At 41.2% G+C, this 14,906-nt stretch carries 14 protein-coding genes and 1 pseudogene; 7 read left to right on the forward strand and 8 right to left on the reverse strand.

Translation table 11 applies throughout. The annotated features are described in order from the left end of the window. Positions 1 to 34 precede the first annotated feature (34 nt). On the reverse strand, positions 35 to 736 hold the full coding sequence (locus tag ACM0OT_RS04715) for a serine/threonine protein kinase (protein ID WP_414563160.1): 702 nt from the start codon (positions 734 to 736) through the stop codon (positions 35 to 37). A 331-nt stretch (positions 737 to 1,067) separates the two neighbouring features. Between ACM0OT_RS04715 and ACM0OT_RS04720 the strand changes: the two genes are divergently transcribed. Both ACM0OT_RS04720 and ACM0OT_RS04725 read left to right on the forward strand, forming a co-directional pair. Beyond that, positions 1,068 to 1,589, forward strand: a complete 522-nt coding sequence (locus tag ACM0OT_RS04720; RefSeq protein ID WP_414563162.1) for a DUF29 family protein — start codon at positions 1,068 to 1,070, stop codon at positions 1,587 to 1,589. A 10-nt stretch (positions 1,590 to 1,599) separates the two neighbouring features. Then, positions 1,600 to 1,863: pseudogene (locus ACM0OT_RS04725) on the forward strand (DUF29 family protein); the annotation flags it as partial. A 58-nt stretch (positions 1,864 to 1,921) separates the two neighbouring features. On the opposite strand, the gene ACM0OT_RS04730 reads toward ACM0OT_RS04725, so the two are convergent. The 6 genes from ACM0OT_RS04730 to ACM0OT_RS04755 all read right to left on the reverse strand — a co-directional run bounded on the left by ACM0OT_RS04730 (position 1,922) and on the right by ACM0OT_RS04755 (position 7,544). Next, on the reverse strand, positions 1,922 to 2,824 hold the full coding sequence (locus tag ACM0OT_RS04730) for a glycine betaine ABC transporter substrate-binding protein (protein ID WP_414563164.1): 903 nt from the start codon (positions 2,822 to 2,824) through the stop codon (positions 1,922 to 1,924). Between the two features lie 31 nt (positions 2,825 to 2,855). Continuing rightward, the gene (locus ACM0OT_RS04735) at positions 2,856 to 3,485 is read right to left on the reverse strand and encodes an ABC transporter permease (RefSeq protein WP_414563165.1); all 630 of its coding nucleotides are present in this window, start codon (positions 3,483 to 3,485) and stop codon (positions 2,856 to 2,858) included. Continuing rightward, positions 3,482 to 4,237: an ATP-binding cassette domain-containing protein gene (locus ACM0OT_RS04740; RefSeq protein WP_414563167.1), complete on the reverse strand. Its 756-nt coding sequence runs from the start codon at positions 4,235 to 4,237 to the stop codon at positions 3,482 to 3,484. Before ACM0OT_RS04740 ends, ACM0OT_RS04735 begins: the two co-directional genes overlap by 4 nt. A 64-nt stretch (positions 4,238 to 4,301) precedes the next feature. After that, complete coding sequence (locus ACM0OT_RS04745) at positions 4,302 to 5,996, reverse strand: hypothetical protein (protein WP_414563169.1); 1,695 nt, start codon at positions 5,994 to 5,996, stop codon at positions 4,302 to 4,304. 219 nt (positions 5,997 to 6,215) lie between these two features. Beyond that, positions 6,216 to 7,166, reverse strand: coding sequence for an ABC transporter ATP-binding protein (locus tag ACM0OT_RS04750; RefSeq protein ID WP_414563417.1), 951 nt, complete (start codon positions 7,164 to 7,166; stop codon positions 6,216 to 6,218). A gap of 183 nt (positions 7,167 to 7,349) precedes the next feature. After that, a complete protein-coding gene (locus tag ACM0OT_RS04755; protein WP_414563171.1) occupies positions 7,350 to 7,544 on the reverse strand; it encodes a hypothetical protein in 195 nt (64 codons plus the stop codon). A 535-nt stretch (positions 7,545 to 8,079) separates the two neighbouring features. On the opposite strand from ACM0OT_RS04755, the gene leuB reads away from it, so the two are divergent. The 4 genes from leuB (at position 8,080) to accD (ending at position 11,975) form a co-directional block, all read left to right on the forward strand. Beyond that, positions 8,080 to 9,165 carry a 3-isopropylmalate dehydrogenase gene (leuB, locus tag ACM0OT_RS04760; protein ID WP_414563172.1) on the forward strand — a complete coding sequence of 362 codons (1,086 nt, stop codon included), beginning with the start codon at positions 8,080 to 8,082 and terminating at the stop codon, positions 9,163 to 9,165. A 92-nt stretch (positions 9,166 to 9,257) separates the two neighbouring features. Then, positions 9,258 to 9,518, forward strand: coding sequence for a hypothetical protein (locus tag ACM0OT_RS04765; protein ID WP_414546202.1), 261 nt, complete (start codon positions 9,258 to 9,260; stop codon positions 9,516 to 9,518). A 101-nt stretch (positions 9,519 to 9,619) separates the two neighbouring features. Continuing rightward, complete coding sequence (locus ACM0OT_RS04770; protein ID WP_414563174.1) at positions 9,620 to 10,429, forward strand: prepilin peptidase; 810 nt, start codon at positions 9,620 to 9,622, stop codon at positions 10,427 to 10,429. A 595-nt stretch (positions 10,430 to 11,024) separates the two neighbouring features. Beyond that, the gene (gene accD / locus ACM0OT_RS04775) at positions 11,025 to 11,975 is read left to right on the forward strand and encodes an acetyl-CoA carboxylase, carboxyltransferase subunit beta (RefSeq protein WP_414563176.1); all 951 of its coding nucleotides are present in this window, start codon (positions 11,025 to 11,027) and stop codon (positions 11,973 to 11,975) included. A 47-nt stretch (positions 11,976 to 12,022) separates the two neighbouring features. Here the strand turns inward: accD and ACM0OT_RS04780 are convergent, their stop codons facing one another. Then, the gene (locus ACM0OT_RS04780; RefSeq protein WP_414563178.1) at positions 12,023 to 13,429 is read right to left on the reverse strand and encodes an MFS transporter; all 1,407 of its coding nucleotides are present in this window, start codon (positions 13,427 to 13,429) and stop codon (positions 12,023 to 12,025) included. A 189-nt stretch (positions 13,430 to 13,618) separates the two neighbouring features. On the opposite strand from ACM0OT_RS04780, the gene ACM0OT_RS04785 reads away from it, so the two are divergent. Further along, on the forward strand, positions 13,619 to 14,869 hold the full coding sequence (locus ACM0OT_RS04785; protein ID WP_414563418.1) for an ABC transporter substrate-binding protein: 1,251 nt from the start codon (positions 13,619 to 13,621) through the stop codon (positions 14,867 to 14,869). Positions 14,870 to 14,906 lie beyond the last annotated feature (37 nt).

Genomic DNA, 14,906 nt, shown 5'->3' on the forward strand with positions numbered 1-14,906 from the left:
TAGTACTGCTACGCGGAGTATATAAAGGGTTAAACTAGCGATTTAAATATTTAAAGTGACCTAATCTTCGGACTAATTGACAACAGGAAGTTTTAAAAGAAGTTCCTAGACGATAACATTTGCGGCTCATATCTAAGGCAGAGTATGGCACACGCAGTCGCAGTGGAGACAATACGGGAAGATAGAACCAGTAATAAGCTTTTTTCAAATCCTTCCACTTTGAACAGGCTTCTTGATGCAAAAAATCTGAGATGTCTACAACTAATCCTCGTCCTTGGTGCATCATGACATTACGACCGTGGACATCGTGAGGGTAGAGTCCGCGACTTTGGGCATAGTCGAGAGCTTTATCAATGTCCCGTATTACTTGTTTGGGAATAGGTAAACCCAAGTGCAGACAATCATAGAGCGTTGTTCCATAAAGCCGTTTCAAGACTAAAAAGCAATCTTTGGCATACAAACACTCGGAGAAAGCCGGATGAGAACCTAGACGACGGTAAACTTCTACTTCCTCTTCATAGCCTGGTCGTCCGGGGGCATAAATTTTGACTACAGAGTCAGGGTAGTCAGGGTGATAAACTACAGCAGCGTAATTTCCTGTGCCAAGTAGTCGCCAAGGTTGTGGAAGATAACTAACCTTGATGGGATTACGGGGATTGATACTTTCAATTTGTAAGGTAGGTAATAGTTGCTGATAAATACTTTCAAGCAGCTGCTTTGGGGGCAATTTGTCCATATTGAATAAGTATTTTCCAGGTAAGAATAAAAATAAACTGGGAGTATCCTAAATCTGTAATTTTAATTTATTTACTAAATTTTGGCTTACTCAAGGGGGTAAAATAACTTATCGCTAAAGCAAAAGCTCTGCCAATGCGTAGCGGATACCGCAAAGACGTAAAGCTAAGAAAGTATAATCAGGTTTTTACGTCAGTTGCTGATATTTTTGCCAAATTGGGATTCTCCCAATAAACCACTCGATTTATAGTCGTATTTTCATTAAAAGCAACATTATAATAATAGTGAATATCATGTATATTACGCTAATACGTTGGTCATGGAGGTAGATAATGACACAAGAATTAACAGACCTCAGACATAGTATTTTGCAAGGACGTTACGCAGATGCTTTGGCAATTGTTGATGAATTAGAGGGGATGAGCAAAAAGGCAATTTTGCGGCAGATTAAGTCTTTTCTGAAAATTTTATTGATACATTTAATTAAAAATCAAATAGAGCAGCGATTAACAAATTCTTGGGTAGCTTCTATTCGCAACTCAATTCGAGAAATTCAAGAAGTGAATCTCAAGGAAAATAAAACATCTTATTATGTCAATCAAGACGAATGGGTAAATTTAATAGAAGAGGAAGTAATTGAAGATGCTATAGCTGATGCTAGTTTGGAAGTGATGAATGGAAAGTACAGTCAATTTCAATTAGCTGATGTTATCAATAGAACTGAGATAATTGAGAATGCTTTCAAGTTTTTAACCCTTACATATGCCTATTCAGCGAAACAATTACCCGCAATTATGGCGAATACTTTAACTCAGTTACCCGGTGGTGAAGATTGGAAAGCAGGGAGATGGTAAATGGTAAACAATGACACAGGAACTCACTGACCTCAGAAATAGCATCTTACAAGGACGTTATGCAGATGCTTTGGCAATTGTTGATGAATTAGAGGGGATGAGCAAAAAGGCAATTTTGCGGCAGATTAAGTCTTTTCTGAAAATTTTATTGATACATTTAATTAAGAATCATATAGAACAGCGATTAACAAATTCTGGGATTGCATCTATTCGCAATGCAATTGTAGAAATTCAAGACGTAAATCTCAAAGAAAATAAAACATCCCTAATCATTATTTAACCAAAATGTTGAATAATTGCATCGGTAAATATTCAAGAAGCATAACTAACTTTTAAAACATGTTTTTAGATTTACGAAACTCGCGGACAACATCTTTAATATCTTGTAATTCCCCCTCGACTAAATAATTTAACTGCCGCATTTCATCGGCTGTAATTTTTCCAGTCAGTTGATTGATGGCATTTTTTAATTGGGGATATTTAGTTAAAGTTTCTTGCCGAACAATTGGTGCAGCTTCATAAGGTGGAAAATATTTTTGGTCATCTTGCAGTACTACTAAACCCAAACGAGAGATTTGCCCATCTGTAGAATTTCCTGCAATCATATCCACCTGTTTTTGCATCAAAGCCCGATATATCAAACCCAAGTCCATAATTTGGGGAGGTCTAGCAAAACTCAAATTGTAGGTTGTAGCTAATCCTGGAAAACCATCTTCTCGTTCTAAAAACTCGTAACCAAACCCACCGCGCCACTGGGGTGTATATTTAGCAGCTTCCGAGAGGGTTTGAATGTTGTAGCGTCTAGCATCTTCACCCCGGACAATCATCGCAAACGTATTTTCAAAACCTAGACTTGGCATTACTTCTAGGTTAAATTTATCGGAATAAGCTTGTTGTATTTTCTCATGTACTATTTGCGGGTCATTAATAACTTCTTGTTTCAAAATAGAAGTAAAAATCGTACCTGTATATTCAATATAAGCATCAATTTGTCCAGCAAGAATAGCATTATGACAAACAAAAGTACCACCCAAACGAGGACGACGAGCAACTGTTAAATTAGTAGTATCTTCGATTTGTTGGGCTAAAAGTTCACCTAAAATATCTTGTTCAGTAAAATCTTTAGAAGCAACAATAATATCACCGCGACTAGTAATATTTGTCTTGAAGTTACAACTAGCGATCGCCACCGCCATTACACAAGTTAAAATACATAATATCAACAACTTTTTCATGATTACTAGCCTCTAGCCTCTAGCCCCTGATTTATTTAATTTTTAATTTTTTCTCCACCCAACCAATACCCCAATCAGCCAGTAAAGCAATTACCGCCGCCGGTACAGCCCCAGCTAAAATTAACTGATTATTTACCACAGCAATTCCGCGAAAAATAAATACTCCCAAACCACCAGCACCAATAGCGGCTGCAATAGTTGCAATACCAATAGCAATGACTGTTGCTACCCGCACACCTGCCAAAATCACACCCATTGCCAAAGGGATTTCCACCTGTAACAATAGCTGTCTATCTGTCATACCCATACCTTTACCAGCTTCCCGAATTGCTGGGTCTACCCCTGTAATACCTGTGTAAGTATTACGAATTATTGGCAGAAAAGAATATACAGTTAAAGCCACAATAGCGGGGACAACACCAATACCACCAATTACGGGGACTGGAATCAGTAAACCAAACAAAGCCAAACTGGGGATAGTTTGCAGAATATTGGCAATACCGAGAATCGGTTGACGCAGATGAGTTTTGCGGGTGATTAAAATACCTAAAGGAATACCGATGAGTGTAGCAGTTGCGATCGCAATACTCACCATGAACAAATGTTCTAAGGTATGTTGGAGGATTTCTGGGGCATACTTGATCAGGAAAAAGTCATTCATATATTTTCTAGAGAACGCAGACATTCAAGAAAAGCTAAACTTTCTGGATGTTGCGATCGCTTAAATTCATCCTTTGTCCCCAATACTACCAATTCTCCGTCATACATTAAACCAATACGTGAAGCTAAAACAAAGGCTTCTTGAATATCGTGGGTGACAAACACCACTGTCTTACCTAATTCTTGTTGTAACCGCCGAAACTCTTGTTGCAGTTCTAAACGGGTGATGGGATCAAGTGCGCCAAATGGTTCATCCATCAATAATACAGGCGGATCAGCAGCTAAAGCCCTAGCAACACCCACCCGTTGCTTTTGTCCTCCCGAAAGTTCATGGGGATAGCGTCCTGCAAATTGTCCAGGATCTAAGCCTACCAATTGTAACAATTCATAAACCCGCGCTTTAATTTGTTTAGGTTGCCAACCTTCCAAAGCCGGGACTAAACCCACATTGCGTTCAACACTAAAATGGGGAAACAAACCAGTTTCTTGAATCACATAGCCAATTTTGCGCCGCAGTTGAATTTCATCCCATTGAGTTGTAGGAATACCATTAAATAAAACTTCGCCTTGGGTGGGTGTAAGTAGGCGATTGATTAATTTCATGGTTGTAGTTTTACCGCTACCACTACGTCCGAGTAATACTAAGGCTTCGCCCTGGTGAATCGAGAAATTAAGATTTGATACTAAAGGGCGATGGTTGCGGCTAAAGGTGACATGACGAAATTCTACAGTAATGGGATTATTTTGTCGCATGGTTGACAGTGAAAACTGGCTCTATATTATTGTGGCTCGTAGTGGCGCTTTAGGACTACAAACCTTAATTTTTTACAGCCATTGCTTTGGTGGATGATTCACCTGCTTTGTTCAACGTCCGCGTTAGTTGAAACACCAATAATCCCAGAATTATCAGATGACCAACAAATGCTATGACGTAATTATTAAAAGATGGTGCATAGTTTCCTGAAGGAAATAAAATCATCAATGGTGCAGCTATTGAAAAGAGCCAGATAAAAAAATTGTTTCCAGATTGGGAAAATAATATAGATAAAATTAGTGGTAATACAATTACCGCACCCAATACGCCAGTTGTCCAGAATAATCTTTGCTCGTTTTTCATGAATAATAGGATTTGGACTAAGGCTGCATAAGTGACAGCTAAAATACCACAAAAAGCGAGAGAAACAAAGGCAGGAATTTTAGTACTGATATCGATTTTTGAAACTAAAATAAATCCACTTAAGCAGGTAATTGCAATCATGGCATTAAGGGCGATCGCTAAAGTGCCTGGACTTTTTTCACCCCAAATTAAATCTTGGATTAAGCTTTTATTACCTAATTTTTCAAAATGATAACTATGTCGATAACGTGCCCAATCTTGTAGCGTTTGACGATGAGGATTGAGAGCAGCAATTAAGTACAAAAATAGACCAAGATTCAAAAATAATAGCCCAGCTATATTTTCGGACAATGTACCATAGTTATAATACTGACCAAATACCAAATTTTGCCAATTAGCGCATCCTATAGTAATAATGGCAAAGCAAGTAGTTAGTATATAACTCTGCCGCTTACTTAACATAGTAATATGAGAATCACGAAAGCAACGCTGCAAAGATTGCCAAATAAAATATGAGCCGATGCCATAAATTAATAAAGCAAAACAGGCGGTACTTAAAAATACTACTCCTATTGGTTCACTAAACCAATGAAACTTACTTAATAGTGGAAGGTATGTAGAACTAACATAAGAGTGTGGCACTAAATAATAAGGATTAATCAACTTCCAAAGAACTAATGGATTGTCAGATAATACATTACGATTTAGCACTTCTTTAGAGAAAATGAGAAATCCCAAGACTGTACCACTTCCTAACCAGGCTTGAAAACCGCCCAACCAGGAACCAATTAAGCCAAAAAGTAATGCTCCACTGTAGTAAAAAAAACAAGCAGCAAATATAAGTGCATAGAAACTGAAAATCATAGTTGAGGGAATTTTAGCTGCAAACCCTAACCACAAATGTAAAGGAATTGCCAGCAAGGCAACCACATACAGCATAATAGGCACACCTAGCATTTTTCCCAATAAAATACTTTGAGGTGATTGGGGACTCAGGCGAATAAAATTGAGCGTATCACGCTGTTCTTCAGTGGATAAATTACTGATTAATAAATATGTTCCTCCAACTAATAAAGTAAAAGAACCAATAATACTGAGCAAGGTAAATACATCTAAATACCACAATTGCCAGTTGATAAGGATATTTCCTAATTCATCCCCTAGACATTTGGAAAAACCATCCAAAAATTTACCAGTACAATATTTATGGGAGGAATTATACAATAAAACATTATTAGAAGGTAGTAAGGACTGGGCATAAATTAATAGTACAAATTGCCCCAGTATGGAAATACTCATTGCCAATAAAATGTTACGCGTTTTTAGACGGCCTTTAATTTCCCGTAACAGTTGAGGATTCCAATCACCTATTTGATTGAGCCAGTGAGATTTCATAATTTACAACCCTTTAAAAGTATGAGTTAGTAATGAAGCGTAAATATGGGTAACATCAAATTATTTAATGTCCTGTTAGCAATGCTTTTGTCGTATATTCTCCTGCTAATTTAACTTGTGTTAGCAGTCGCATATTTAACAAAACTAATAAAGAAAACTTAGCCCAATTTAGTGTCATGCTCAAAAAATCCAAGGATAGGGAGTGTAAATATTGACTAATTAAGATGCCTGTTTGTGTCCTAACTTCAAGAAAATAGTTTCTAAATCTTCTTGAGTACAGTGAAAATCAGTTACAGGAATACCAGAATGAATGAGCGATCGCAATAATTCAGCACTATCTTCTTCTTTGCCAGAAAAATTTAGCCGTACACTGTTTTTTTCTGATATTACCTGTAACTCTTCCACCAAAGGTTGATTTTTCAGTTCACCTACAAGTGTTTCTAAATTACCGAGAGTTGATACTACAATTTGCTGGCGAGCAAGACGCTGGTAAAGTTGTTTGAGTGAGGTACTTTCTACGAGGAAACCAAGTTCCATAATCCCCACAGAGGTACACAGTTCCGCTAAGTCGCTGAGGACGTGGGAAGAAATTAAAATTGTCATCCCTGCTTCTTGCAACGCCTTGATAATTTCGCGGAATTGCATCCTGGCGATGGGGTCAAGTCCAGAAACAGGTTCATCTAATAACAGTAAAATCGGTTCATGGATGATAGTCCGTGCTAAACTCAAGCGCTGCTTCATCCCCCGTGACAGGGTAGAAATCAGGCTGTGACGTTTATTACCCAATTGAATCAGTTCTAAAACTTCATGTAAGCGTTGAGTGCGACGCGGTTCCCGTAAACGATACAGACGGGCAAAATAATCTAGGTAGTCCCAGACTGTCAACTCCTCATACAGTGGATAGTCATCGGGTAAGTAGCCTAGACGACGTTTGAGAGTAGGGTTACTCTTGTCACGACGCAGGCGATCGCCATTAATATAAATCTCACCTGTAGTTGGTTCTTCTGCGGCCGCCAACATGCGAATGAGAGTCGTTTTACCTGCGCCATTAGGCCCAATCAAACCGTATACTTCACCCTGTTGGATTTCTAAATCAACGTCATTAACAGCAACATGACGCTCAAACTGCTTCGTGAGTCCACGGGTAGAAATTGCTAATTCTTTTACCATACCTGCTAGGGGTGGTGGTTGATTACACACTAACCTAGCTTCTGGAGACAACTGTTGTCAGCCTCGTTTCGGAAATTGTAACTGATACCTATTTGTACTCAAAAGTAAGAACTTAGGCGGGGCCTGGGGAGTAGCGATTATCTAGATTTTCAAGTCTTGACAACCACTATCGGTAACAATTTTTTAGCTTCCGCCTTCCTCCTGCTGCTCTTGCTGCATTTCTTGGATATCCGCAAAAATTTCATCGATAGAGGGATTTCCTAAAATTTGATCTCTATCTCGCGTGTAATCACCGCTACCCATTTCAAATTGCTGCATAAATCGTGCCATACCAGCAGGGCCAAGAGCCTTACTCAATGCTTCTATTCCTAAACGCATAATTTCAGCTTGAGATTGAAAGCTCCATAGGTGCATTTTGCTGGGTATGATATTTAACTAGCCTTGCGGGAAGTACTCTAGTACAGTAAAACGTCCCTTTGGTGATGAAAGCAAGGGCAGTGTCTTGATTACACAGCGAGAATATGGAAAAATACTGATGGTCGTTGACCCACCCAACTGTATGGACATCAGACAGGCTAATTCCGAAGTAGAGTAACACTCTTGCCGCAGAAACATCAGAGATTGGGGAAGACGTGAGCCTAGCTGGTTAGCCATTGCTGCAAATCCAAGGTGAACGTGTCGCAAAAAAAATCAAACTGTCTGCGGGAGGCGGACGGCTGCGCGGGTTCTCCCCATGAGGAGATAAAGCTGGGCAACCAGTAGAGACGCTGTGTAAGACTATCATCGGGTCTAGTCCCGAATACTTTATGTATTCCTAACGTGGCAACGGCGAATGAGACGCGAAGCCACAAGTGTAGCAAAGCGAAACTTGTGGTACTTCACTCTGCAAGCATTTACCTAGTAAAAACCAACTATGACTCAGAACTACCGCATTACCTTACTCCCTGGCGACGGCATTGGCCCTGAAATTATGGCAGTGGCGGTAGATGTGCTGAAAGTCGTAGGGAAGCAATTTGATATTGAGTTTGCATTTTCAGAAGCTCTCATCGGTGGTGCAGCCATTGACGCTACAGGTGAACCTTTGCCAGATATTACCCTAGATACTTGTCGCAATAGTGATGCTGTCTTACTGGCAGCTATTGGTGGTTATAAGTGGGATTCTCTGCCATCTCATTTACGCCCAGAAGCAGGTTTGTTGGGGTTACGTGCGGGTTTGGGTTTATTTGCTAATTTGCGTCCAGCCCAAATTTTGCCCCAATTAATTGATGCTTCCACTTTAAAGCGGGAAGTTGTGGAAGGCGTAGATATTATGGTGGTGCGCGAACTCACTGGGGGCATTTATTTTGGTAAACCTAAGGGGATTTTTACCACCGACACCGGAGAAAAACGCGGTGTGAATACAATGGTTTACACTGAATCGGAAATTGACCGCATTGGTAGAGTAGCTTTTGAAGCAGCACGGAAACGCGGCGGGAAACTATGTTCGGTAGATAAGGCCAATGTATTAGATGTATCTCAATTGTGGCGCGATCGCATGACTCAATTGGCTCAAGAATATCCCGATGTGGAACTATCCCATCTATATGTAGATAATGCGGCGATGCAACTAGTACGCGCTCCCAAGCAATTCGATACGATTGTCACTGGCAATTTGTTTGGCGATATCCTCTCTGATGCGGCGGCTATGCTCACAGGTAGCATTGGGATGTTACCCTCAGCTAGTTTAGGCGCTTCTGGGCCTGGTGTATTTGAACCAGTCCACGGTTCCGCCCCAGATATCGCCGGACAAGATAAAGCCAATCCTTTAGCTCAGGTTTTAAGTGCAGCGATGATGTTACGCTACGGTTTAGACCAACCCCAAGCAGCTGACAAAATCGAACAAGCTGTATTACAAGTTTTAGCCCAAGGCGATCGCACAGGCGATATTATGTCTACTAACATGAATCTTTTAGGTTGTCGCGCTATGGGAGACTCGCTCATCAAAGCTTTGGAAAAATAATAATTTTTCGCCTAAATCTGGCAATTTGGCAGTCTTTGCTAAAAGTTTCGGATAGACTAAGGACAAATCTAGCAATTATACAGCAGTCGATAGTGTACGCATTACGACAAGAACAAACAAAATTCACTGCCCCCAAAAACCAGTCTCCTTTGATTGATCCAGCCGTAATCAGAGCAGCCGGGCAGATCTACTATACCCACTGTGAAGTACATCCTGAAATAGCTGGACAGCCTTCAGGAGTAGCAATTAATCGCGTGAATCATCGAGGTAAAGTAATTTTTACTGACCAACCAGTTCTTTTACCGCAAGAATGTTTTGTCCCGTTGAATCAAATTGAATCGCATATGTATTAGTCATTGGTCATTGGTCATTGGTCATTAGTTGATTGATTTACTGTCGACAAAGAACAAAAAATCAACGACAAATGACACAGAACAAATGACACAAGGATTATATGGACATTGTGATGGTCGTCCCGGCGAGTATCATTGTCTTCGCGCTGGGTGCATCTATTGGTAGCTTTATTAATGTTGTAGTTTATCGGTTACCCGCTAAATTATCTATTTTGTGGCCGCCTTCTCGCTGTCCCCATTGCTTAAACCAGCTAAAAGCTAACGACAATGTGCCTGTGCTGGGATGGATATGGTTGAGAGGGCGATGCCGCTATTGCAAAAGCCAGATTTCTGTCCGTTATCCAGTAGTAGAAGCGATAACGGGCATAATTTTTTTGCTGGTATTTACGGTATTTCAAGTTTCAATTATTACTATAGGCTATTGGGCATTTTGCAGTTGGTTATTAGCTTTATCGCTAATTGATTTGGATACCATGACCCTGCCTAATCCACTTACACGGTCGGGTTTGGTCTTAGGGATCATCTTTCAAATGGCTCTGGGTTTTATGCAAGCTAGTTGGGTGGGATTAATTAATCACCTGATGATGGCAATTGTGGGTGCAGTCTTAGGTTTGTGGCTATTTGATGCCATCGCTCACATTGGTTCCATCGCCTTAGGTAAAACCGCAATGGGAGCCGGCGATGCCAAACTAGCAGCCATGATGGGCGCTTGGTTAGGTTGGCGATACCTGCTGTTAGCGAGTTTTATTGCTTGTGCTGTAGGCGTATTAATTGGCGGCGGTGTCATCTGGCGATCGCGCCAAAAAAGTAGTCAAAAAATCCCCTTTGGCCCTTTTCTCGCTTTAGGGTCAGTCATCACCCTATTTACTGGCGAAGCGATTTTATCTGCCTATATGGGGTTGTTTTTTTAAAGAGAAGTAGAGAGGATGAAGGAGATGAAGGGCATGAGGAAGAAAACCTACCCAGTTCCTAGTCCCCAGCGATGCATATAGATACCCTTAGGGCGGAGCGTCTCACACAGAAGTGTCCCCATGTTTGTAACCGTCATTACCCCAACCCCTGTTAAGTCTTTGGTAATATCAGCTTGTGACTTGTGTCACCCTCTTGATAAAGAGTCACTGTTGGCAAGCGCACTTCCTTAGGGTTTGGGAAAGGGCCTCTTGATTGGGGATTGATATATCTAAATGATCTTGACTTTGCTAATACATTTACAAAACTCAAGCTTGCAAGAGACTTGTGTTGGTATGAGCATTTTCGTTAAGCTGGCAACCAAAGATACAAAATAAGGTCTGGATTGCTAAGAAGCGTAATTTGAAATGTAGTCAAGAATCAAAAGCTAAAATTGGGGTGTTATGTGCGTCTGTACAAGAGCAAATCTGGAGACTTTGAAAGCGTTAGGTCAAGGGTCACAATTAATTGTTCTGGACTTAAGACTTTTTCATCTAGGCATCCCAATAGTGGCTTGATATGTTTTCAACCTCATACCCACTTAAAAAAAAGATAAAAATGGCGAACAACGAAGAATCACGTGGTTTAAAGTCTCTGTTAGATTGGTTTGCAAATCGACGGAAATCAGGGTCTACCAATTTGGAACGTCAAGAACGTGAAATTGCTGATGGGCTGTGGCACAAATGTCCTAAATGTGGTGTATTAAGCTATACAAAAGACCTGCGGGCTAATCAGATGGTCTGCGTTGAATGTGGACATCATAATCGAGTGGATAGCGATGAGCGCATCCGCCAGTTGATAGATAACAATACTTGGCGACCAATAGACGAGCATTTGCGCCCCACAGATCCCCTACAATTTCGCGATCGCAAACTCTACAGCGATCGCTTGCGGGAAATGGAAGAAAAACTGGGTTTAGTAGACGCAGTCAAAACCGGTTTAGGTGAAATCAACGGCTTACCCATTGCCTTGGGTGTGATGGACTTCCGCTTTATGGGCGGTAGTATGGGTTCAGTCGTCGGTGAAAAACTTACCCGCTTGATTGAGCAAGCAACTCAGCGACGATATCCTGTAGTCATCATCTGTACCTCTGGTGGAGCCAGGATGCAAGAAGGTATGCTGTCCCTGATGCAGATGGCCAAAATCTCCGCAGCTTTAGAACGCCATCGCCAAGCCAAATTACTCTACATTCCTATTTTGACCAATCCCACCACAGGCGGTGTTACCGCTAGCTTTGCCATGTTGGGAGATATTATCATTGCTGAACCAAAAGCAACCATTGGTTTTGCTGGTCGGCGAGTAATTGAGCAAACCCTACGAGAAAAGCTCCCAGAAGATTTTCAAACCGCAGAAGATTTGCTCAAGCATGGCTTTGTGGATGACATCGTATCCCGTACCCAATTAAAGAAAACCTTAGCCCAGCTAATTGCTTTGCACCAACCAATTCCCACTACACATCCAATGGTACTGTGGGAAACAATGAGTTTAAGTCCTACGGCGGCTGAATAGAAGAAGCAGGGGGAAAGAGGCAGGGGGGCAGGGGGAAAATTTCTTCGTTACTCCCCACTCCCTACTCCCTCATTGACAAACATCAATGGTACAAGTGCGAACAAACGCAAAACACTAGAGAGGGCAAACAGTCCTAGTAAGCCTCCACAGTTGGTAAATTGTGCTATTAAACTGCCGATGGTTGTGCCTAACGCACCTCCTAGTCCGGCAATGGCAGCTGCGATCGCAAAGTAGATAGACTGATTTTTCAGGGGCGCAATCTCTAGCTGCATATTGTTGGTACACAAGTCAATGGCTGCCCATGTCCCTCCAGTTAAGATATGTAACAATGGCAGCCATAACCACAGGTCAAGGTGATTGCTGCTAATTCCTAACCATAAAAGTGGTGTAATTGCAACCAGAATCCCTACAAAGATCAGAATCGGACGATTACCAATTTTGTCTGCTAATTTTCCCCACAGAATCAACATTAACAAGTTTGCTCCTGCTTGGAGACTGCTGTAGAGTGTCACCCAGCTGATATCTAAATCTAGATTATCTAGCATGTAAAGGGTAAAAAAAGGCGCACTCAGATTAACAGCAAACATCCAAAAGCAAAAATATCCCAAAAATTTCAAAAAATTCGAGTTTTGCCAAATGCTGTTTTGTGGAGCCGTGATTTGCGGTGCAGAAATAAATTCACTCCCAAATTCCTCTGTTTGAGGGTAATTAATTACGGTGTTTTGTGACTTGGGATTCATATCTACTTTAAAGTACTGACACCCTAATCCCACAATCCCCAACACGACACCAATCAGCAACACTACCCCATACCCTTGTAAACTCCCGCCTTTCCAGTGGGATACAGCTAAACCAGCTAAGGGGACACAAAGCAAATTTGTCAGGCTGGCGGCGCTATTGCGGATGCCAAAATATCTACCACGCAATTTTCGGGGCACAATCATTGCTAACCAACTTAGCCAGGATGCGCTTCCTAATCCTCCTAGAAGATGGCTAAAGAGAACAATCAATAATGTCAATCCCACTAAATAATGAGGATTGAAGCCTCTCCAACTCCAAACTGCGATAGCTAATACTAAAATTAGCCACAGTAACCGTGCAATTCCATGAGTCCGCAGGGAATACTGAAAGCGGCTGGTTGTTTGTTCCGATAGGTAAGCGCCTAAGGGTTGAACAAGATTTACCAGCATGGGGATGGAACATAGCATCCCAAATACTACTGGACTAGCATCTAATTCCACCAAAAAATTACTCAGCAAAATTCCGCTGGTACACAGGGAAAAAACTGCTGCGAAGACTGCATCAAAGGTTGAGGCTTTTAAACTAGTGCGAATCGCATCTTTGGCAATTCTAGAGTTGGTTGGAGAAACGGGAGAGATTGCTATTGGTGGTGGGGCAATCTGGGGAATTTCCAGAGTTACCGGTACTGATGTGTCAAGTTGAAAAGAGGTCATAACTTTTATTGACGGGGTAAATACCCAAGCATGAGTCCGGTTACTGAGGAACTCGAATTTTTTTATAGACTTTGGTGATAATTATTCGTTATTTTATATTGCATTTCTCAATAAAAATACAGATTACTTCAATATAAATTTACAAAATAAAAAGATATATATTAAGTAAAGAACTGGCATTTGCTTGTGATCAACAAAAGCTGGGTTAAATTTTGGGTACTGGTAATTGCGATCGCCATCGCTGTGATTAGCTGCCATAATCTAGTAATTTCACCTCCAGTATCTACCGCCGTCACCATTAAACTTAGTGGCTGGGCTGGTAATCCGGTGGAGCAAAAACTTTTAAGGCAGTTATTACAGGAGTTTGAGGCACAACATCCCACCATTAAGGTGAAATATGAGGTAATTTCTGACCAATATATGGATGTGATGACAACCCGTCTGATAGGGGATGCTGCACCTGATGTTTTTTATCTGGAAGCATTGGAAGCGCCTTTCTTGATGAGGCAAAATGTCCTGGAACCGCTAAATGCTTACATCACCCCGGATTTTGACCTAGGGGACTTTGAGGAGAGTTTACTGGCAAATTTTCAGTCCCAGAATTACATCTATGGTCTACCCAAAGATTATTCCACTCTGGCACTGTTTTATAACAAAAAAGCTTTTGCTGATGCAGGTTTGAGTAGTCCGCCAACTACTTGGAATGAATTACGCACCTATTCTCAGCAGTTAACTGGCAAAGTCAGCAAATACGGTTTTGGAATCTCCCCAGAGTTAAGCCGTCAAGCTTATAAAATACAGGCTTTTGGTGGGCAAGTAGTTGATCAAAATGGTTACGCAGCGTTTGCTAGTCCTGAAGGTGTGCAGGGATTACAGTTGGTGGTAGACCAGTATCAAAAAGACGGCACATCTGCTCAACCTACGGATGTCGGGACTAACTCAGGTACGGAAATGTTTGGTCAAGGTCGGGTAGCAATGGTGATTGAAGGTAATTGGGCGATTCCTTTTTTGGAGACGACTTTTCCACAGTTGGACTTTGCTACAGCAGAAGTACCTAGGATAAATGACAAAAAAGGCACGATGGTGTTTACTGTTGCCTATGTGATGAATAAACAGTCGCAGCACAAAGCCGCAGCTTGGGAGTTGATTTCTTATCTGACTGGTAAGGAAGGTATGGCCAAGTGGACGGGTACAGGTTTTGCACTACCAACACGTAAATCGGTGGCGCAAAAGTTGGGTTATGACAAAGATGCTTTGCGATCGCCTTTGGTGGCTGGTGTCGATTATGCTACTCCTTGGCAGGTGGGTCAATATCCAGGGGCAATTTCTAATAATTTTGATAATCAGTTTATTAGTGCTTTGTTGGGTCAACAATCTTTACAGTCGGCTATGGTTCGGGGGCAAAATGCAGCTAATCAGCAAATTCGCGCGATGGAATAGTTGATATTTTGCATTGCTGTGTGAATCATGAGTTTAT

Origin of the sequence: Anabaena sp. CCY 9613 (genome assembly GCF_963920895.1) — a bacterium.
Lineage (GTDB): Bacteria > Cyanobacteriota > Cyanobacteriia > Cyanobacteriales > Nostocaceae > Cyanocohniella.

Bases quoted from the DNA above. Each gene is read 5' to 3' on its own strand.
- ACM0OT_RS04715 (WP_414563160.1), bottom strand. From the start codon at position 736: ATGGACAAATTGCCCCCAAAGCAGCTGCTTGAAAGTATTTATCAGCAA.
- ACM0OT_RS04720 (WP_414563162.1), top strand. From the start codon at position 1,068: ATGACACAAGAATTAACAGACCTCAGACATAGTATTTTGCAAGGACGT.
- ACM0OT_RS04730 (WP_414563164.1), bottom strand. From the start codon at position 2,824: ATGAAAAAGTTGTTGATATTATGTATTTTAACTTGTGTAATGGCGGTG.
- ACM0OT_RS04735 (WP_414563165.1), bottom strand. From the start codon at position 3,485: ATGAATGACTTTTTCCTGATCAAGTATGCCCCAGAAATCCTCCAACAT.
- ACM0OT_RS04740 (WP_414563167.1), bottom strand. From the start codon at position 4,237: ATGCGACAAAATAATCCCATTACTGTAGAATTTCGTCATGTCACCTTT.
- ACM0OT_RS04745 (WP_414563169.1), bottom strand. From the start codon at position 5,996: ATGAAATCTCACTGGCTCAATCAAATAGGTGATTGGAATCCTCAACTG.
- ACM0OT_RS04750 (WP_414563417.1), bottom strand. From the start codon at position 7,166: ATGGTAAAAGAATTAGCAATTTCTACCCGTGGACTCACGAAGCAGTTT.
- ACM0OT_RS04755 (WP_414563171.1), bottom strand. From the start codon at position 7,544: ATGCGTTTAGGAATAGAAGCATTGAGTAAGGCTCTTGGCCCTGCTGGT.
- leuB (WP_414563172.1), top strand. From the start codon at position 8,080: ATGACTCAGAACTACCGCATTACCTTACTCCCTGGCGACGGCATTGGC.
- ACM0OT_RS04770 (WP_414563174.1), top strand. From the start codon at position 9,620: ATGGACATTGTGATGGTCGTCCCGGCGAGTATCATTGTCTTCGCGCTG.
- accD (WP_414563176.1), top strand. From the start codon at position 11,025: ATGGCGAACAACGAAGAATCACGTGGTTTAAAGTCTCTGTTAGATTGG.
- ACM0OT_RS04780 (WP_414563178.1), bottom strand. From the start codon at position 13,429: ATGACCTCTTTTCAACTTGACACATCAGTACCGGTAACTCTGGAAATT.